The organism is Enterobacter sp. SORGH_AS_0287, assembly GCF_031453695.1.
Lineage (GTDB): Bacteria > Pseudomonadota > Gammaproteobacteria > Enterobacterales > Enterobacteriaceae > Enterobacter > Enterobacter ludwigii.
In genome coordinates, this window is sequence record NZ_JAVIZW010000001.1 from 1,261,598 (window position 1) to 1,279,358 (window position 17,761).

17 protein-coding genes and 1 pseudogene are annotated in these 17,761 nt (G+C 55.0%); 10 read left to right on the forward strand and 8 right to left on the reverse strand.

What is annotated here, in order from left to right; translation table 11 throughout:
* The first annotated feature begins 19 nt into the window (after nt 1-19).
* Nucleotides 20-1,249 carry a peptidase T gene (gene pepT, locus QE396_RS06015; protein WP_309950355.1) on the forward strand — a complete coding sequence of 410 codons (1,230 nt, stop codon included), beginning with the start codon at nt 20-22 and terminating at the stop codon, nt 1,247-1,249.
* On the opposite strand, the gene tehB is transcribed toward pepT, so the two are convergent.
* Both tehB and tehA read right to left on the reverse strand, forming a co-directional pair.
* The gene (gene tehB, locus QE396_RS06020) at nt 1,246-1,839 is read right to left on the reverse strand and encodes a tellurite resistance methyltransferase TehB (protein ID WP_032678133.1); all 594 of its coding nucleotides are present in this window, start codon (nt 1,837-1,839) and stop codon (nt 1,246-1,248) included. The two genes, pepT and tehB, sit on opposite strands and share 4 nt — an antisense overlap.
* Nucleotides 1,839-2,840 (reverse strand): dicarboxylate transporter/tellurite-resistance protein TehA, encoded by a 1,002-nt coding sequence (gene tehA / locus QE396_RS06025; protein WP_309950358.1) that lies wholly within the window; start codon nt 2,838-2,840, stop codon nt 1,839-1,841. Before tehA ends, tehB begins: the two co-directional genes overlap by 1 nt.
* 122 nt (nt 2,841-2,962) lie before the next feature.
* Between tehA and ydcK the strand changes: the two genes are divergently transcribed.
* Nucleotides 2,963-3,943: a YdcK family protein gene (gene ydcK, locus QE396_RS06030; RefSeq protein ID WP_025204226.1), complete on the forward strand. Its 981-nt coding sequence runs from the start codon at nt 2,963-2,965 to the stop codon at nt 3,941-3,943.
* On the opposite strand, the gene rimL is transcribed toward ydcK, so the two are convergent.
* The 4 genes from rimL to QE396_RS06050 form a co-directional block, all read right to left on the reverse strand.
* Complete coding sequence (gene rimL, locus QE396_RS06035) at nt 3,938-4,486, reverse strand: 50S ribosomal protein L7/L12-serine acetyltransferase (protein ID WP_047955594.1); 549 nt, start codon at nt 4,484-4,486, stop codon at nt 3,938-3,940. The genes ydcK and rimL overlap by 6 nt on opposite strands.
* A gap of 47 nt (nt 4,487-4,533) precedes the next feature.
* The gene (locus QE396_RS06040; RefSeq protein WP_025204228.1) at nt 4,534-6,189 is read right to left on the reverse strand and encodes a glucan biosynthesis protein D; all 1,656 of its coding nucleotides are present in this window, start codon (nt 6,187-6,189) and stop codon (nt 4,534-4,536) included.
* Between the two features lie 242 nt (nt 6,190-6,431).
* The gene (locus tag QE396_RS06045; protein ID WP_309950366.1) at nt 6,432-7,205 is read right to left on the reverse strand and encodes a transporter substrate-binding domain-containing protein; all 774 of its coding nucleotides are present in this window, start codon (nt 7,203-7,205) and stop codon (nt 6,432-6,434) included.
* Nucleotides 7,206-7,215: 10 nt separating this feature from the next.
* Nucleotides 7,216-8,385 (reverse strand): pyridoxal phosphate-dependent aminotransferase, encoded by a 1,170-nt coding sequence (locus tag QE396_RS06050; RefSeq protein WP_063924965.1) that lies wholly within the window; start codon nt 8,383-8,385, stop codon nt 7,216-7,218.
* Between the two features lie 113 nt (nt 8,386-8,498).
* Between QE396_RS06050 and QE396_RS06055 the strand changes: the two are divergent.
* Nucleotides 8,499-9,357 (forward strand): annotated as a pseudogene (locus QE396_RS06055) (LysR family transcriptional regulator).
* Here the strand turns inward: QE396_RS06055 and QE396_RS06060 are convergent.
* Both QE396_RS06060 and QE396_RS06065 read right to left on the reverse strand, forming a co-directional pair.
* Complete coding sequence (locus QE396_RS06060) at nt 9,329-10,834, reverse strand: carboxylesterase/lipase family protein (RefSeq protein WP_309950370.1); 1,506 nt, start codon at nt 10,832-10,834, stop codon at nt 9,329-9,331. The pseudogene QE396_RS06055 and the gene QE396_RS06060 sit on opposite strands and share 29 nt — an antisense overlap.
* A 42-nt stretch (nt 10,835-10,876) precedes the next feature.
* Nucleotides 10,877-12,220, reverse strand: coding sequence for a VOC family protein (locus QE396_RS06065; RefSeq protein WP_309950373.1), 1,344 nt, complete (start codon nt 12,218-12,220; stop codon nt 10,877-10,879).
* A 644-nt stretch (nt 12,221-12,864) separates the two neighbouring features.
* On the opposite strand from QE396_RS06065, the gene QE396_RS06070 reads away from it, so the two are divergent.
* The 7 genes from QE396_RS06070 (at nt 12,865) to cydB (ending at nt 17,760) form a co-directional block, all read left to right on the forward strand.
* A complete protein-coding gene (locus QE396_RS06070) occupies nt 12,865-13,044 on the forward strand; it encodes a general stress protein (RefSeq protein ID WP_020884187.1) in 180 nt (59 codons plus the stop codon).
* Nucleotides 13,045-13,135: 91 nt separating this feature from the next.
* Nucleotides 13,136-13,630 carry a ferritin-like domain-containing protein gene (locus QE396_RS06075; protein WP_020884188.1) on the forward strand — a complete coding sequence of 165 codons (495 nt, stop codon included), beginning with the start codon at nt 13,136-13,138 and terminating at the stop codon, nt 13,628-13,630.
* Nucleotides 13,631-13,653: 23 nt separating this feature from the next.
* On the forward strand, nt 13,654-13,857 hold the full coding sequence (locus QE396_RS06080) for a hypothetical protein (RefSeq protein ID WP_020884189.1): 204 nt from the start codon (nt 13,654-13,656) through the stop codon (nt 13,855-13,857).
* A gap of 25 nt (nt 13,858-13,882) precedes the next feature.
* A complete protein-coding gene (locus tag QE396_RS06085) occupies nt 13,883-14,389 on the forward strand; it encodes a ferritin-like domain-containing protein (RefSeq protein ID WP_014170004.1) in 507 nt (168 codons plus the stop codon).
* A 16-nt stretch (nt 14,390-14,405) separates the two neighbouring features.
* Nucleotides 14,406-15,278 carry a manganese catalase family protein gene (locus QE396_RS06090; protein ID WP_020884190.1) on the forward strand — a complete coding sequence of 291 codons (873 nt, stop codon included), beginning with the start codon at nt 14,406-14,408 and terminating at the stop codon, nt 15,276-15,278.
* 68 nt (nt 15,279-15,346) lie between these two features.
* The gene (locus QE396_RS06095) at nt 15,347-16,750 is read left to right on the forward strand and encodes a cytochrome ubiquinol oxidase subunit I (protein WP_020884191.1); all 1,404 of its coding nucleotides are present in this window, start codon (nt 15,347-15,349) and stop codon (nt 16,748-16,750) included.
* Nucleotides 16,750-17,760, forward strand: coding sequence for a cytochrome d ubiquinol oxidase subunit II (gene cydB, locus QE396_RS06100; protein ID WP_020884192.1), 1,011 nt, complete (start codon nt 16,750-16,752; stop codon nt 17,758-17,760). The genes QE396_RS06095 and cydB overlap by 1 nt, the downstream gene beginning before the upstream one ends.
* Nucleotide 17,761 lies beyond the last annotated feature (1 nt).

Here is a 17,761-nt window from a genome sequence, read left to right on the forward strand (position 1 = left end):
AAATACAGAAGGAATCACTATGGGCTCGGCACTCTCCAGACAATTAACGCACCGCTTCTTCCGCTATCTCGCCATCACCAGCCAGAGCGATCCCAGAGTGAACACCCTTCCCTCTACGCCGGGCCAGCACGACATGGCGCGTGAGCTGGCCCAGGAGCTGGCGCAGCTGGGTTTAGACGATATTGTGATTGATGAATACGCGACGGTTACTGCGGTTAAAAAAGGTAATGTAGCCGGGGCGCCACGCATCGGTTTTATTACCCATATTGATACCGTCGATGTCGGTTTATCACCGGATATTCATCCACAAATATTAAAATTTACGGGTGAAGACCTCTGTTTGAATAAAGAGAAATCAATCTGGTTACGCGTAAAAGAGCATCCGGAAATTCTGGCTTACCCGGGTGAAGAGATTATTTTCAGCGACGGGACCAGCGTATTAGGCGCAGATAATAAAGCCGCCGTCACCGTGGTCATGACGCTGCTGGAAAACCTGACGCCAGAACATCAGCATGGCGACATTGTGGTCGCGTTTGTGCCGGATGAGGAGATCGGCCTGTGTGGCGCGAAGGCGCTGGATCTAAAACGCTTTGACGTTGATTTTGCCTGGACCATCGACTGCTGTGAGCTGGGTGAGATTGTTTACGAGAACTTCAACGCCGCGGCGGCAGAGATTCGCTTTACCGGCGTAACGGCTCACCCCATGTCCGCCAAAGGCGTGCTGGTTAACCCACTGCTGATGGCGACAGACTTCATCAGCCATTTTGACCGCCAGCAAACCCCGGAATGCACCGAGGGGCGTGAAGGCTATATCTGGTTTAACGGCATTCAGGCGGGGCAAAACGAGGCCGTCTTAAAAGCGAATATCCGTGATTTCAATAAAGCACAGTTTGCCGCCCGCAAGCAGCAGATTGCCGATGTCGCGGCGTTGATTGCCGGACAGCATCCTACGGCAAAGGTGGAGTATCGCATTGAAGATACCTACAGCAATATCAGCAATGCGATTGGTGAGGATCGTCGCGCTATCGACCTGATGTTTGAGGCTATGAAATCCCTTGGGATCACGCCGAAACCGACGCCAATGCGCGGCGGTACTGACGGCGCGGCGCTCTCGGCAAAAGGCCTGCTCACGCCAAACTTCTTCACCGGCGCGCATAACTTCCACTCAAAGTTTGAGTTTTTGCCGCTGTCGTCGTTCGAGGCCTCATACAACACGGCCCTGCAGCTCTGCCTGCTGGCCGCCCGTTAAGCGGGCTTGCGCGCCAGCAGCGTGGCAAAACGCAGTTTGATGCGGTTACCGTTCTCGTCGGTGCGGTGCAGTTCGCCCACCTCTTCGTTGTACTTGAGCAACGCCCAGCCCTCGTAGTAGTTGCTCAGTTCACCGCTTTTGAACGCAAACGGGAAGCCGACGGTGCACGGGTAATCCGCCGTGTCCATCGCGGCAACAATCAGGTTATAACCGCCGGGTCTGGTGCAGCGCTGCATATTGCCGATCAGGCCCGGAATGGTTTTCGCTTCCAGGAACATCAGCACCACGGTAGAGAGAATAAAATCGTATTCGCCCTCAAAGCTCAGGTTGTTCAGATCTTTGATTGCCGTCTGCAGGTTTACGATGCCTTCTTCCGCTTTGATGCGCTCAATATTATCGATACTCAGTGGATTTTTATCCCACGCGGTCACGTCGTAACCGTTGGCTGCCAGATAGAGGCTGTTACGCCCGTTACCACAGCCCAGATCCAGCGTTTTACCCGGTTTCACAATGCCCGCGCTGTACAGCACTTCTGAGTGCGTACGGGTTAAGCCATATTTCTCTGTGAAGTAATTTTCATCAACAGCCATTATTTTTCCTCAGATTGCATAAGCAGCGCTTTATCAGTGCGCACCAGAAGTTTGCCCTGTATCAGCAAGATAAACGTTCGTACCAGCAGCATCCCGATGATGACATTGGTAAAGATAAACAGTGGGACGGCAATGGCGTGGAAAAAGCCCGACGGACTGCTCTGCCCAAGATGAAGCCCCGTGGTAGCCAGGGCCGACACACCAAACGAGAAGCTCCAGAACGAGGCGTTAAACGGCTGGGACAAATACCATGGCATCAGCCGTAACATAAACAGCAGTTGCAACAGGCCGTAGCCGAACAGCATTTTGGCGAATGTATCCGCCTCGCCGCCATTGACGCTAAACCAGGCGCTGCAGGCCACCAGCGCGGGGGCCAGCTGAATACCCAGCGAGGTTCGCAGCGCGGAAGGCAACTCCCCGGCGCTACGAAGTCGTTGCAAAATCACCGGCTCAAGGCTGAGCCAGGAAAAAACGCCCGCCCCGAGAAACACCAGCCCGGCATCGTTAAACCCCAGCGCGCCGCACGCCATGGCGCTGATAAAGTTGTTTGCTACCGTGGGCAGATATAACCCCGGCGTGGTGGCCTCTTGCGGATGGTTACCGCGCCATAATCCGGCGCTTTGCCAGGCAGCATAAGCCAGCTGTATCACCACCCCGACGCTAAATAACACCAGTGACACCGGACGCAGCCAGGGCACAAAACCGATGGCGACCAGCATCGTTGTGGCGGGAAAAAGGCTGACAAAACTGCTCATCACCGGGTGGCGCATCTCGGCCAGCACACTTTGCGGGAAACGGATCGCCCGGGCGATAAACGCCACCGTCAGCAAAAACCAAATCACAATCGCAAGGGCCACCAGGCTCTCACCCGGCCAGCGCGTCACGTGCCAGAGCGTGCTGGCGTATCGCCAGGCGAACCCCATCCCAATGATGCCAAGCACCATACCGAAGTAACCCGCGGGCAGGTTAAGCACTTGTTGAGCGTTGTTATTTTTATTCATTAATTTGAATTTTTAAAATGTATTTTAAATGCCATTTTAAGGGGTTTCCGCGACGGATGCCAGCACTACGAAACGCCGAAAGTTTGCTACGTTTAGTGGAGACGCTTACCCGAGACTCCATGATGAAAAAGTACAGGCTCAGCGAGGACACCCGCCTCTGGCAATGGAAAAACGGCGAGACAACGCACACGACGTCGTTACGACAGATTATTGCCACGGCGAATTTTAACGACATCGTGAGCGGCACGAAAGGCGGCTGGGTTGAAGATGAGAGCGCCCTCGCGCACGAAGGCGACTGCTGGATCTACGATGAAAACAGCGTCGTCTTTGCCGGTGCGACGGTGTCCGGCAACGCGCGCCTTACCCTGCCTTGCATCGTCAGTCATGACGCGCAGATTGGCGACAACTGCTGGCTGGACGGCGCGGAGGTCAGTCACGGTGCACGCATAAGTGACAACGTCACGATACAGCAATCCTGCGTACGCGGCGAATGCCATATTTTCGGCGAGGCGCGGGTGCTTCATAACAGCGTGGTGATTGCTGCCAAAGGGCTTACGCCGGACCATGAGCAGATCCTGAAAATTTATGACAAGGCGACGGTGAGCCAGTCCCGCATTGTGCATCAGGCGCAAATCTACGGCGAGGCAATGGTTAATTATGCCTTCGTTGAACACCGGGCGGAAGTTTTCGACAGCGCCATCCTCGAAGGCAACGATCTCAATAACGTCTGGGTATGTGACTGCGCAAAAGTGTACGGTAACGCCCGCGTCATTGCCGGTTTTGACGACGATGCCATCCCTACCGTCCGCTACAGCTCTCAGGTGGCAGAGAACGCGGTGGTGGAAGGAAATTGTGTCATTAAACACCACGTCCTGATTGGCGGTCAGGCCTGGCTGCGCGGCGGCCCTATCCTGCTTGACGATAAGGTCGTGATCCAGGGGCGGGCGCGTATCAGCGGCGATGTGCTTATTGAGCATCGGGTTGAAATCACCGACGATGCGGTGATTGAGGCTTTTGCCGGTGAGAACATCCACCTGCGCGGAGAAAAGGTGATTAACGGCGACCAGCGCATCACCCGTACGCCTCTGTTGGGGGCGTTATAGCGGGTAAATTTTGCCGTAGAGATTCACATCGTCATAACGGCCATTCAGGAACTCTGCTTCCCGCAGGCACCCCTCCAGCGTAAAACCGTTGCGCAGGGCAACGTTGTTGCTGGGTTTATTCGCCACCCGACACTTAATGACAAAACGGCGGATCTCGCCTCGCTCGGCGTAATAGCGCATAAACGCCTGCAGCGCCTGCGACAGAATGCCCTGTCCCTGATGCGCCTCATCCAGCCAGTAACCGATGTATCCGGCTTTGTTGGCGGGTTCAATCGCATTAAACGACAGCACGCCGACCAGGTCCTCATCCTTGAAAATCAGAAACATTTTGGCGTAGCCGCGCTGGTGCAGCATCTGATTACTCAGCACATTACGACGGGTGTCATCTTCGGTGCCCACATGCTGCGCCCAGTCAAAGGCGGTTTGCAGCCAGGCTTTGTTTCTGATGACCATGTTGTGCAAATCGGCGGTATAGCGCTCTTCGACGGCGCGAAGCTCGAGATGGTCAGTCACCGGGATTATTTCAGATTCAGTTGCGGTCATGGTCCCTTCCCGTCACCCTCTCCCCGCCGGGGAGAGGGAATAAATGGTCAACGCATGATGCGATCGTCAACGTAGTTACGTTTGTCCGGCGCAGGCGGGAAATACTGATACAGCCAGGTCTCACTGATCGCATCCCCCTGACAGCGCAGGAACAGGCGCATATCCACCGGTTCGGTCGAATCCGAGGTAGGATACCAGTCGAACAGAATGCGATAGCCGTCAAACGGCTCAACGTAGAGGATCTCAACCTGCTTCGCTTCGCCGCTGGAGAGGGTAATGACCGGCTCAATGCCTTTTGGCGCGGCAGCTTTCAGATCGCCCCCGACGAAGTCGATAGCAAAGCGACGGGCCCACACTTTCGGGTAGTTTTCGCCCGGCGCCCAGCCTTCCGGGAACCCACCCATACCGGTGCGGGTCGCGAAGACATTCGCCAGTGGGGAACGGACCGGCGGCATGGCGCTCCAGTAAAGACGGTATTTAAAGTCCAGCTCATCGCCCGCTTTCACCGGTTTTTCTGGCTGCCAGAAGCAGACCACGTTATCCAGTGTTTCACCCGTTGTCGGGATCTCCATCAGGCCAACCGCACCTTTACCCCAGTCGTTACGCGGCTCCACCCAGAGGCCTGGGCGTTTGTTATACCAGCCCATGACATCCTGATAATGCGAGAAATCGCGATCGAGCTGGAGCAAGCCGAACCCTTTCGGGTTTTTGTCCACAAATGCATTAAACTGCAGCTTCTGCGGGTTGTTCAGCGGACGGCAAATCCATTCCCCGTTACCGCGCCACATGGCGAGACGGTCAGAGTCATGAATTTGCGGGTGGATGGTATCGCACATGCGGCGTTCGTTTGTACCGCAGCTGAACATACTGGTCATCGGCGCAATGCCGAGCTGTTTAATGTCTTTACGCGCATAGAGATGGTTTTCCACCTCCATGATCACCTGGCTCTTCTCGCAGTGGATCACGAACTTATATGCACCGGTGATGCTTGGGCTGTCCAGCAGCGTATAGACGGTAAAGGTGGTGTCGCCCGGTTTGACGGTTTCGAACCAGAACGCGGTGAAGTCAGGGAACTCTTCCGGCGTGTCGGTAAAGGTATCCACCGCCAGACCCCGCGCGGAAAGACCATACTGATAGGTATCATCAACCGCACGGAAATAGCTCGCCCCCAGGAATGAGACGATATCGCGACGCGCCAGTTCCGGTGCCTTGAAGGCGCGGAAACCGGCAAACCCAAGATCGCTTTGCCCTTCCAGCTGCTTCGTATCAACACCGGTTTCACCGTAGCTGAACAGCTCAGGACGGAAGTGGATTTCGCGCGCCTGTGACGTTGACTGATCCAGCGAGAACATGCGCACGCGGCGACGGAAACCCATGCCCATATGGAAGAACTGCACGTCCAGCTGACGGCCTTCAATGTTATTCCACAGTGACTGTTTTTCATCGTAACGGATGGCGTTATAGGCCTGCGGCGTCATGGTCGCCAGCGTGTCCGGTAACGGTCGCGGTGCTCCGCCCCATGGGGTTTTCGCCAGGTCATGGGCCATGGATTGCAGTACGGAGAAGTCAAAACGACGGCTCTGACCGTCAGCAATGTCAGAGTCAGCAGCGTAAGCCGCTTTGGAAAACAGGGAAGCAAGGCCAGTTGTGCCGCTCAGGGCTGCCATTGCCAGCGAGCCTTTTAGAAAACGTCTGCGATTCATGCCTGGAAAAACGTCCTTATGGTCGTGTGAATGTGTTTCGCACTCGGCGAAATGACGGCAAGAAAGAACGCACAGCCTAAACAAAAATGGTTAAGAATCCAATTGTTGGGCGGCGATTATCTGTACAAAGTGCGAAATATTTTCTGTCGACCAGAACGACCCGAAAAAGGTGTAAAGAAAGGTATAAAGACGTGTATAAAAATGCCCCGGCTGGACATCGTCAGTCGGGGCAAATGAGGCGGTTATTTTACGCTGACATCGATACCTGGGAAGTACTTATCAGCGAGTTTAGCGATCGTGCCATCGGCACGCACTTTATCAATTGCGGCATCGAGTTGCTTTTTGGTGGCCTCGTCCCCTTTACGCAACCCAAAGCCGATCCCACTGCCGAGGATAGTGTCGTCCGACACCGGTTTGCCGATAAAGCCAAACCCTTTCCCCTGCGGCTTGCTGAGGAAACCTGCCTGCCCGGCCGCGGACATGACCAGCGAGGCGTCGATACGGCCATTCAGCAGATCGCCCCAGGCCATATTCTGATCTTTATAAGACACCACGGTGACACCCTGCTTTTCCCAGTGCTCTTTCGCGTAGGTTTCCTGAATAGAGCCCTGCAGGACACCGATGGTTTTGTCCTTAAGCCCCGCGGGCGTTGCCTCTACCGCGGTACCGGCCTTGCCGACGAGCTGCGACGGTATGCGGTAAATCGGCTGGGTAAAATCAATACTTTTACGTCGCTGTTCGGTGATGTTCATCGCCGAGTTAATGGCATCAAATTTCTTCGCCACCAGGCCCGGTATTAACGCATCAAAAGAGGTTTCAACCCAGGTGCATTTCAGCGCTGCGGCTTTGCAGATGGCATTGCCCAGCTCAACGTCAAACCCTTCCAGTTCGCCAGCAGCATTTCGGCTTTCAAACGGCGGATATTCCGCCTCCAGCCCGTACCGCAGTTCGGTGGCCGCGAATGACGAAAACGTACACAGCAATCCCATGCCGACAACTAACGCGCGTAATTTCATCTCCAACTCCTTAGCGTGGTTTAACCCGACACAGGGCCTGGGCACCTGCCCGTAACGTCGCCTCATCTTTCGCAAAAGAGAGACGAATCAATTTATTATCCGTACCATCCGCATAAAACGCCGACAGCGGAATGGTGGCTACGCCATACTCAACGATCAGTCGTTTCACCAGTTCACTGTCGCGCTCATCGCTAAACTGGCTGTAGTCGGCCAGCAGGAAAAACGAACCGGCGCTCGGCAAGAGTCTGAACGGTGATGCCTCCAGCAAACTTTGCAGCAGATCGCGTTTGCGCTGATAAAACGCCGCCAGCGACAGCCAGGTTTGCGGGTCAATCATGTGCTCTGCAAACGCATGCTGCATCGGCGTATCGGCCGAAAACATCAGAAATTGATGGACTTTACAAATCTCATCCATCAGTACCGCCGGAGCAACACAGTAACCCACGCGCCAGCCGGTCACGTGATAGGTTTTTCCGAAGGAAGAGATAATGACGCTCCGCTCCGCCAGTTGCGGATGTGTCGCCATACCGTGGTGCGGTTCACCATCAAAGACGACGTGTTCGTACACTTCGTCAGACAAAATAATGATATCGGTATTGCGGGTCACCGCCACCAACTGCTGAAGGTCCTCTGCCGAGAAGACCTGCCCGCTCGGGTTGTGCGGGGTATTGATGATAATCATGCGTGTACGCGGGGTGATCGCCGCACGGACTTCATCCCAGTTGACAGCAAAATCCGGCACCGTCAGTTTAATGGCAACCGGCGTGGCCCCCTGCAGGCGAACAATCGGGGCGTAACTGTCAAACGACGGTTCAAAGTAGATCACTTCGTCGCCCGGGTGCACCAGCCCGCTGATCGCCGAATAGAGTCCTTCGCTGGCACTGGCGGTGACCAGCACTTCGCTGGCCGGGTCATAGCGCGTGCCGTAGAGGGTGGCAATTTTATCCGCAATACGCTCTTTAAGCGGCTGCAGGCCGGTCATTGCCGCGTACTGGTTGTGCCCTGCCTCCATCGCCCGGGTCACCCCGGCGACCAGTTTGGGATCGCAGGAAAAATTGGGTGCACCCTGAGAAAGATTGATGGCGTTATGCCGGGCGGAGAGCTGGCCGATAACGGTAAAAATCGTGGTTCCCACATCGGGTAATTTGGAACGGGTGTGCACCGGAGTGTGTAACGTCATCCTCTTTCCTTTCTCATGATGAATGCATAACTATTCAAACAACAAGTCAGTTGTCGGGACAATCGAATTGTTGTCATAATAGCCATGAGAAAAACGCATACCTGAGGTGGTTAATGTCGCGCCGTTCGCTCCCGCTTAATGCCATCGATGCCTTTTTAGTCACCGCGCGTCATCTGAATCTGACCCATGCCGCAACAGAACTCTGTCTGACGCAGGGAGCCGTAAGTCGCAAAATCGCCACCCTTGAAGCGTGGTTCGGCTTTCCGCTGTTCGAGCGCCATGCGCGCGGCCTGCGCCTCTCCCCACAGGGCAGCACCCTGCTTCCGGAATTGCAATCCACTTTTTGAAACGCTGCTGACCCTGGCCGATCGGGCCCGTACCCAGCAAACCGTGATCCGACTCAAAGCACCCACCTGCGCCATGCGCTGGCTGGTGCCTCGTCTGCTGGAGGTAGAGCGTGAGCAGCCGGATCTGCAGATAGCATTGACCACTACCACCGACCATAACGTCAATTTCAAAACGGAATCTTACGACGCGGCCATTGTATTTGGCACTCATATGAGCGCGGGCGATCTGCTGTTTGAAGAGGCGTTAACCCCGGTAATGAGCCCCCTGCGAGCAGGTTGCGAACTGGGTGCGTTAACCTTCCTTCACCCGACACGGGATAAGACAGACTGGTCATTGTGGCTGGCGAAGCAGGAAGGCCCGGGGGTTGTTATGCACAAAAATCAACACTTCGACACGATGGACCTTGCCATCACGGCCGCCATTCAGGGGCTGGGGGTGGCCATTGCCGACGAAACGCTGGTGGAAGAAGATGTCCGCGCCGGAAGGCTGGCGCGGCCTTTTGAGAGCAGCATTAAAACGGGTGCGAGCTACAGACTGGTTCTGCGCGAATCGCCTGGCCAGGAAAATGGGCTGGCGGCGTTTCGCGCCTGCCTGCTCAGTCGAGGCTCACATGGTGTTTCATAACGCGCTTAAAGAGGCTCATGCGCGCGCGCATAAAGCGGTTTTCAAGCCTGAAACCTGCATGTTTATTCACGCCGATACGTAGCAGCACGTCCCTTCCTTTTCGACAGGCCGGCCAGTGCGTCGGGCCAGGAAGACTTTCCCGGTGACCGGCGTCACGCGCAAAACTCACCCAATAATCTGCAACCTGCGCTGCGAATTGCCGGTCTCGCGCGTTAACGTAGTGGCAGGAAGGCTCAATCTCACCAAGGGTGTCAAACACGTACGGCACCTCATTACCGTGCCAGGCACCGTTGATATAGGTTGCGTGCTCTGCTTCCGCCACATAGTCGAACCAGTAACGCCAGCACAAGCCGCCCACGCGCTGCTGGGCCTGCATCACCACATATCCCATGGTGGTAAAAGCCATATCCCGGCACACCTGCCTGCCAAGCTCCACATCCCCTTTCACACCCGGATAGAGCAGTTTGATCAGCCCCAGTCCAAAGCGACGTTCACGGCGAAGCTTCTGGATCTGACCGGCGAGATCGATACCAAATACCGCCATCACGCTGGCTTCGTCACTGTTCGACCCAATCATCACCGGAACAGGATGCTGACGCGCGGCAAAGAACACATCGAGCATTGATTCCGGCAGAACACAGTCTCCGACGATGGGGGCCGGGGCGATGTTCAGCGGCGCGGCCAGCGGCCAGAACGCTTCGGGGGGAATGGCACGTAACTGTTCTGCTGACGCCTTCTCAAGGCCGAAATGCGCCGCCAGCGCTTCCCCTTTTTGCAGGGCCTGTTCCCGCGGCGTATCCGGCAGGGTGTATCCGCTTTGCACAATCGCTTTGTGGAAGAGTCCCTTCGCCAGCGGAGACGCCAGCAGCGACAGCACGCTGCGCGCGCCGGCGGATTCGCCAAACAGGGTCACGTTGTCAGGATCGCCACCGAAAGCGGCAATATTTTCCCGAACCCATTCAAGGGCGGCAATCTGATCCAGCAGCGCAAAGTTATGCACCACCCGGTCTTCTTCTCCCTCCAGCGCGGGATGGGCAAAAAAGCCAAGGTGACCAAGACGGTAATTGATCGTCACAACCACCACGCCACGCGTTGCCAGCACCTTACCGTTATAGGGCGGCAGGCCACCCGCGCCAATGGTAAACCCCCCGCCGTGCAGCCAGACCATGACGGGAAGCGGCGTCGGGCGCTCGACGGGTGACCAGACGTTAAGATACAGACAATCTTCTGAAAACCGGCCGGGATCGCCACCGCCTAACGCCTGGCAATACTCGCTGTTCTGCCAGCTTGAGGGCGAAAAAGCGGTGGCCAGACGCAGCCCCTCCCAGCGTTCAGGCGGCCGTGGCGAACGCCAGCGCCAGTTGCCAACGGGAGGCGCCGCATAGGGAATACCACACCAGAGATGAACGTTTTCATCCGTTAAACCAGACAGTGCGCCCTGGCGCGTTTCAATCACAGGGGCGGAGGGATTTTGCATAACAACCTTCTGTTTCCATCACACCCCAGAAGAGTAACGATTTCAGAGCAAACCGCAACGCTGTTTGCTACGGATTTCAGCTTCCTGATAGAGCATGAACTCATCGTACACCGGGCAACCCAGCGCCGCTTCGAACGCGTCGCGACTGGCGTTACCGTGGCTACGCGCCTGGGTTTCATTGCCCAGATTCGACTGGAAAATCCCTGCGGCACTGACCGGGAGGAAATCTTCATAGGTGATCGGCTGAGCGACAACCCACCCGCGCTCAATTAACGGCTGTGGATCGTCTCCCGGACGAAACGCATGACGATGCGCTTCCCCGGATGGCGTCAGGCGATAGCGGAAATAGGCCAGCTCCTGACGGCGCATCAACAATTCGCTGTCCGGGAAGGCGCTGAAGATTTCGCGCAAATGGAGCTGGTGCGTCATGTTGTCTTTACCGGTACCGGCCTCTGCAAGCAGGCTGTCATAAAGCGCACGACCTTTTGGCGTCAGCGCCACGCCACGCTGTTCAATTTCGCCAAAGCGCGCGGTATGCGTTCCTGTATGCTCCCCGGCAAACAGCACCGGCTCTTCCAGCGCTTTAAAGCTGGTCTGGCGCAGTAATACGGGAACCTCGCGGCGCGGTGGTCCTTCAATCAGAATTTTGGGTTCAATCCCGTACTTCGGCATCAGCTCCTGCACCCGGTCAATATCCAGCGTACGTGGCGTGAGGTGGTTAATATGGCAACCCGGGAAACAGACCACATCCGCAATCAGTCGGTGCTCGTTATGCAATGCCAGATAGGTCTCCTGGTCGACCGTCGCATGACGATGCCAGCGGAAGGTTTCTAACGCCTCCTGTACAAACGCCTGCGCCTGCGCATCCGTAAAGTGCCCTTCTGTCTCATGCAGCGCGATAAGTTCCAGACAACGCGGGGTAAAGATATTGCGGTGAGACAGGATCTCCGCGGCACGCTCACGCAGGACGACGTTGTCAATCAGTTCGAGGCGCAGCAGCGAGGTAAAGATACGAAACGGATTTCGGCACAGCGCCGCATCATCGACCGGGCGGAACGCCGTGGAGTGGACGGGCACGCCCGCCTGAGAGAGGTCATAATAGCTGACCGGGTACATCCCCATAATGGCAAACATACGACGCAAGGTCGAAAGCTCTTGCGCGGTACCCACGCGGATCGCCCCATGACGCTCCACATTCAGGCGCGCCAGTTCATCCGCGTTCGCCAGTTGTTCATGTAATAGTGGGTTATTTTCCAGAACCGCCAGGTTTACGTCCGCAACCAGGTCGAGCAAGGTGCCGTACTGCGGAACTTCCTGCTGGTACATCGCCGACATAGCCTGCGAAAAGTGTTCCCGAATATCATCAGCCGTGATGGTGTTCGCCATGATGTCATGCCTCCAGTGAATATTACCTGGAGTGTAGAGAAACCCGTTCCCTCTGGGGGGAAGAATTTCCGATTTGTGATCTTAAGACAGGAGTGGTTAAAGCGTGTGCTGGCCTGCCCTGACACCCATATGACCTGGCAGATTCACCTTCTCTAAATGTAGATTCACCTTCTCTAAATAAAGCGCTTTCTGATTAAACTGTATTATTAATAACCTCATCGCTTAACCATTAAGAGGTAATAAATAGCATTATCTTAAGAGGTAATATCTCATTAAAAACAAATATCAGTGGCATATATCTTATTTCGTTAACGCAATAAGCGGATTTCCAATATTTCTCCTTAAGATTAATCTGTAATTTTTAGACTGCCGCACGCGCTTCAGGCATAAACAATGCAAGAAAAACAGTTATCCCCTGCGGCTCGCGGATTAACTCCATGAAGACAGACAGTTAACCGCAAGCCATCCAGGATATATTCATATTAAACGAAGCGTTAACCATCAGAAATATCTCAGCAACGAAGCGATGGTTTACAAAACATATTTGACGAATATGAAACACCGACTAAAGTTATTATTCGAACGACGAGTGATACGGAATATTTTCGTATCTTAACTGACATAACCAATATATGAGGTTTAATATGGCAGAGCATCGTGGTGGTTCCGGTAATTTCGCACAAGACCGTGAAAAAGCATCAGAAGCTGGACGTAAAGGTGGCCAGCACAGCGGCGGTAATTTTAAAAACGATCCGCAACGCGCATCTGAAGCAGGTAAGAAAGGAGGAGAAAACAGCCACGGTGGTGGCCGTAAAAACTCCTGATCTGATGTAAATCTCTTTTATTTAAAACAGAGAGCATGCTGCGGGCCTCCAGGCTCGCAGTACCCCTTCTTTATTTTACCGGAGCGTAATGATGAATATGAAAAGTGTCGAAGATGTGTTTATTCACCTCCTGTCCGATACCTACAGCGCTGAGAAGCAGCTGACCCGCGCGCTCGGCAAACTGGCTCGTGCTGCCTCCAGTGAAAAACTGAGCGCAGCGTTTAGTGCACACCTTGAAGAGACGCAGGGACAGATTGAGCGTATCGACCAGATTATCGAGCAAGAATCTGGCCTTAAGCTCAAGCGTATGAAGTGCGTAGCAATGGAAGGCCTGATTGAAGAGGCCAATGAGGTCATCGAGAGCACCGAGAAAAATGAGGTGCGTGACGCCGCATTAATTGCCGCAGCACAAAAAGTGGAGCATTACGAAATTGCCAGTTACGGCACCCTCGCCACATTGGCAGAACAACTGGGCTATAAAAAAGCCGTTAAACTTCTGGCCGAAACGCTGGAAGAAGAGAAAGAAACCGATCTTAAACTTACCGACCTGGCCGTAGGCAATATTAACCAAAAAGCGCAAAAATGACGCTATAGCAAAGGTTAAATAAAATGAGCATCAGTCCCAGGACTATTAAACGGTGCCATTTAACGGCAGCAATAATATGGTTCATACTCGCTATACCTTCCGTTTTATGGTGGAAGAGCAGCGTGCTATGGGTCATTATCATCAGTATCTACGCCAATATTGTCGGCCATTTATCTGGTTACAGTGCTGCGCGTGCCGATCAGGCTGCTGAGAGTGAGACCAAATAAGCGACACCATAATGAGGACATTATAATGAATCACGTAGAACACTACCATGACTGGCTACGCGATGCCCATGCGATGGAAAAGCAAGCCGAATCTATGCTGGAATCCATGGCCAGCCGTATCGATAATTATCCCGATGTTCGCGCCAGAATTGAGCAGCATATTAGTGAAACAAAGCGACAAATTACCTTACTGGAAGAGATCCTCGACCGTAATGATATTTCTCGTTCGGTTTTAAAAGATTCAATGAGTAAAATGGCGGCGCTCGGACAATCCATTGGCGGGATGTTCCCCTCTGATGAGATCGTCAAAGGGTCTATCAGCGGCTATGTTTTCGAACAGTTTGAAATAGCCTGCTACACCTCCCTGCTGGCCGCGGCCAAAAAAGCGGGCGACATGGCTTCCGTGCCCGCCATTGAGAGTATCCTGGCGGAAGAGCGCGAGATGGCCGACTGGCTGATTCGCCACATTCCACAGACCACCGAACAGTTCCTGCTGCGTTCAGACGCATCCGGTGTCGAAGCAAAAAAATAACCTCAGGAGAGAAGACATGTTTCGACACGTCAAACAATTACAATATACGGTTCGGGTTGCCGAACCGAATCCCGGCCTTGCCAATTTATTACTGGAACAATTCGGCGGTCCTCAGGGCGAGCTGGCCGCCGCCTGCCGTTACTTTACTCAGGGGCTGAGTGATGACGACCCGGGTCGTAAAGATATGCTGATGGATATCGCGACCGAAGAGTTAAGCCACCTTGAAATTATCGGTACCCTGGTGGGTATGCTTAATAAAGGGGCTAAAGGCGCACTGGCGGAGGGTGTGGAAAATGAAGCCGAGCTGTATCGGTCCATGACCGAAAACGGTAACGACAGCCATATTACCTCCCTGCTTTACGGTGGCGGTACTCCGTTGACCAACTCCGCCGGGGTGCCGTGGACGGCGGCTTATGTCGACACCATTGGCGAGCCGACCGCCGATCTGCGCTCAAATGTGGCTGCCGAGGCCCGAGCGAAGATCATCTATGAACGGCTGATTAACGTCACGGACGATCCGGGCGTGAAGGATGCGCTGGCGTTTCTGATGACGCGTGAGGCAGCGCATCAGCTCTCCTTTGAGAAGGCGCTTCAGTCCATTCGTAATAATTTCCCTCCGGGAAAACTACCGCCAATCGAGGAATACACCAACAAGTACTACAATATGTCTGAAGGTGGAGAGGTTCGCGGAAGCTGGAACAGCGATAAACATTTCGACTACGTTGAATCCCCCCAACCTGCCGTTGACGGCGGAGACGGGAGTGCAAGCGTGACGCTGACGACCGAACAGGCCACGCTGGTCAAAGCGATGTCGGCCCGCACGAAGTCCGATCCACATTCCGACCCGCTGACCGGCGCCGAACTGGGTGCCGGGAAGAAAAAACCGTAACCGATTTTGCCAGGCAGCCCCGGACTGCCTGGCAATCCTCGTGCGCAACAGTTCCAGAGGTACGGACCATGTTCGAACTCGACGCATTTCATCTCGCCAGAATCCAGTTCGCTTTTACCGTCTCGTTCCATATTCTATTCCCGGCGATCACCATCGGTCTTGCCAGCTATCTGGTGGTGCTCGAAGGGATGTGGCTTCGCACCAAAAATGAGGTGTGGCGCTCGCTGTACCATTTCTGGCTAAAGATATTTGCCGTTAACTTCGGTATGGGGGTCGTTTCCGGTCTGGTCATGGCCTATCAGTTCGGCACTAACTGGAGCGGATTCTCACAGTTTGCCGGCAGTATTACCGGCCCGCTCCTGACCTATGAAGTCTTAACCGCCTTCTTCCTCGAAGCCGGATTTCTTGGCGTGATGCTGTTCGGCTGGAACAAGGTCGGCCCGGGCCTGCACTTCTTCTCGACCTGTATGGTCGCGCTGGGTACGCTGATGTCCACCTTCTGGATCCTCGCCTCCAACAGCTGGATGCACACGCCCCAGGGGTTCAGTATTCAGAACGGTCAGGTCATTCCGGAGGACTGGCTGGCCATCATTTTTAACCCCTCCTTCCCTTACCGTCTCATTCACATGGCTATCGCCGCGTTCCTGAGCAGCGCGCTGTTTGTGGGGGCGTCGGGCGCATGGCATCTGCTGCGCGGCAACGATACGCCCGCGATACGCACTATGTTTTCCATGGCGATGTGGATGGCCCTGCTGGTCGCGCCCATTCAGGCCGTCGTCGGTGATATGCATGGTCTGAATACCCTCGAACATCAGCCGGCCAAAATTGCCGCCATCGAAGGTCACTGGGAGAACCCGCCAGGCGAAGCGACACCGCTGCTGCTGTTTGGCCTGCCGGATATGGAGCAGGAGCGCACCCGATACGCGCTGGAAATTCCTGCCCTTGGCAGTCTGATTCTGACCCACAGCCTGGATAAACAGGTCCCGGCACTGAAAGACTTCCCGAAAGAAGATCGCCCGAACTCACCGATTGTTTTCTGGTCATTCCGCATTATGGTCGGCATGGGTCTGCTGATGATCACGCTGGGTCTGGTCAGCGTCTGGCTACGCTATCGCCATCGACTCTACCAGTCGCGGCCCTTCCACTGGTTCGCGCTGTGCATGGGACCGGCGGGCCTACTGGCGCTGCTGGCCGGCTGGGTCACCACCGAAGTGGGTCGTCAGCCGTGGGTGGTGTATGGCTATCTGCGCACGATCGACGCGGTCTCGCTGCACAGCACGCTGCAGATGAGCATTAGCCTGCTGGCCTTCTTTGTGGTCTATTCGTCGGTGTTTGGCGTGGGCTACGTCTACCTGATTCGGCTTATCAAGAAAGGTCCGCAGCCCGTTGATACCTTGACGTCAAATACCTCGGGCACCCCTGCCCGTCCGCTGTCTGCCGCTGAGTCTGTTCCGGAACAGGAGAGAAACTGATGGGCGTCGATATCTCAGTTATCTGGTTTGCCATCATCGTGTTCGCCACGCTGATGTATATCATCATGGATGGCTTTGATTTGGGCATCGGGCTGCTTTTTAACTTCGTGGGCGATGCCAGAGAGCGTGACGTAATGGTCAACAGCGTAGCGCCGGTGTGGGACGGCAACGAGACCTGGCTGGTGCTCGGCGGTGCGGGGTTATTCGGCGCGTTTCCGCTGGCCTATGCGGTGATTATCGATGCGCTGACCATCCCTCTTACCGCCATGTTAATTGGCCTTATCTTTCGCGGCGTGGCCTTTGAGTTCCGCTTTAAGGCAACGCCTTCGCACCGCAAATTCTGGGACTACGCCTTCGCCGGCGGCTCTTTGCTTGCCACCTTCAGCCAGGGGGTGGTGGTGGGAGCAGTGATTAACGGCTTTGACGTTGAGGGCCGGCGTTTTGTCGGCTCCGCCCTTGACTGGTTAACGCCCTTCAATCTTTTCTGCGGCATCGGGCTGGTTGTGGCCTACACCCTGCTCGGTACCACGTGGCTTATCATGAAAAGTGAAGGTGCGTTGCAAAACCGCATGCGTGAACTGACCCGGCACGTGCTGCTGGCGCTGGTGGTGGTGATCGCGGTGGTGAGTATCTGGACGCCGCTCGGCTGGCAGTACGTTGCCGACCGCTGGTTTACCTTCCCCAACTTCATGTGGTTCCTACCGGTTCCCCTGCTGGTAGGCGTGTTTAGCCTGTGGATCTGGCGACTAACACGCAACCCGGCCAGCCACTCGCGTCCCTTCCTGCTGACCCTTGGGCTGATCTTCCTCGGATTTAGCGGTCTGGGAATTAGCCTGTGGCCTAACATTATTCCGCCGCGCATTACCCTGTGGGAGGCTGCGGCACCACCGGCCAGCCAGCTATTTATGCTGGTCGGAACGTTACTGATTATTCCGGTGATTCTGGTGTACACCGCCTGGAGCTACTACGTTTTCCGGGGCAAAGTTTCCGACACGGAAGGTTATCACTGAG

Coding starts and splice junctions, on each gene's coding strand:
- pepT (WP_309950355.1), top strand. CDS start 20: ATGGGCTCGGCACTCTCCAGACAATTAACGCACCGCTTCTTCCGCTAT.
- tehB (WP_032678133.1), bottom strand. CDS start 1,839: ATGGCTGTTGATGAAAATTACTTCACAGAGAAATATGGCTTAACCCGT.
- tehA (WP_309950358.1), bottom strand. CDS start 2,840: ATGAATAAAAATAACAACGCTCAACAAGTGCTTAACCTGCCCGCGGGT.
- ydcK (WP_025204226.1), top strand. CDS start 2,963: ATGAAAAAGTACAGGCTCAGCGAGGACACCCGCCTCTGGCAATGGAAA.
- rimL (WP_047955594.1), bottom strand. CDS start 4,486: ATGACCGCAACTGAATCTGAAATAATCCCGGTGACTGACCATCTCGAG.
- QE396_RS06040 (WP_025204228.1), bottom strand. CDS start 6,189: ATGAATCGCAGACGTTTTCTAAAAGGCTCGCTGGCAATGGCAGCCCTG.
- QE396_RS06045 (WP_309950366.1), bottom strand. CDS start 7,205: ATGAAATTACGCGCGTTAGTTGTCGGCATGGGATTGCTGTGTACGTTT.
- QE396_RS06050 (WP_063924965.1), bottom strand. CDS start 8,385: ATGACGTTACACACTCCGGTGCACACCCGTTCCAAATTACCCGATGTG.
- QE396_RS06060 (WP_309950370.1), bottom strand. CDS start 10,834: ATGCAAAATCCCTCCGCCCCTGTGATTGAAACGCGCCAGGGCGCACTG.
- QE396_RS06065 (WP_309950373.1), bottom strand. CDS start 12,220: ATGGCGAACACCATCACGGCTGATGATATTCGGGAACACTTTTCGCAG.
- QE396_RS06070 (WP_020884187.1), top strand. CDS start 12,865: ATGGCAGAGCATCGTGGTGGTTCCGGTAATTTCGCACAAGACCGTGAA.
- QE396_RS06075 (WP_020884188.1), top strand. CDS start 13,136: ATGAATATGAAAAGTGTCGAAGATGTGTTTATTCACCTCCTGTCCGAT.
- QE396_RS06080 (WP_020884189.1), top strand. CDS start 13,654: ATGAGCATCAGTCCCAGGACTATTAAACGGTGCCATTTAACGGCAGCA.
- QE396_RS06085 (WP_014170004.1), top strand. CDS start 13,883: ATGAATCACGTAGAACACTACCATGACTGGCTACGCGATGCCCATGCG.
- QE396_RS06090 (WP_020884190.1), top strand. CDS start 14,406: ATGTTTCGACACGTCAAACAATTACAATATACGGTTCGGGTTGCCGAA.
- QE396_RS06095 (WP_020884191.1), top strand. CDS start 15,347: ATGTTCGAACTCGACGCATTTCATCTCGCCAGAATCCAGTTCGCTTTT.
- cydB (WP_020884192.1), top strand. CDS start 16,750: ATGGGCGTCGATATCTCAGTTATCTGGTTTGCCATCATCGTGTTCGCC.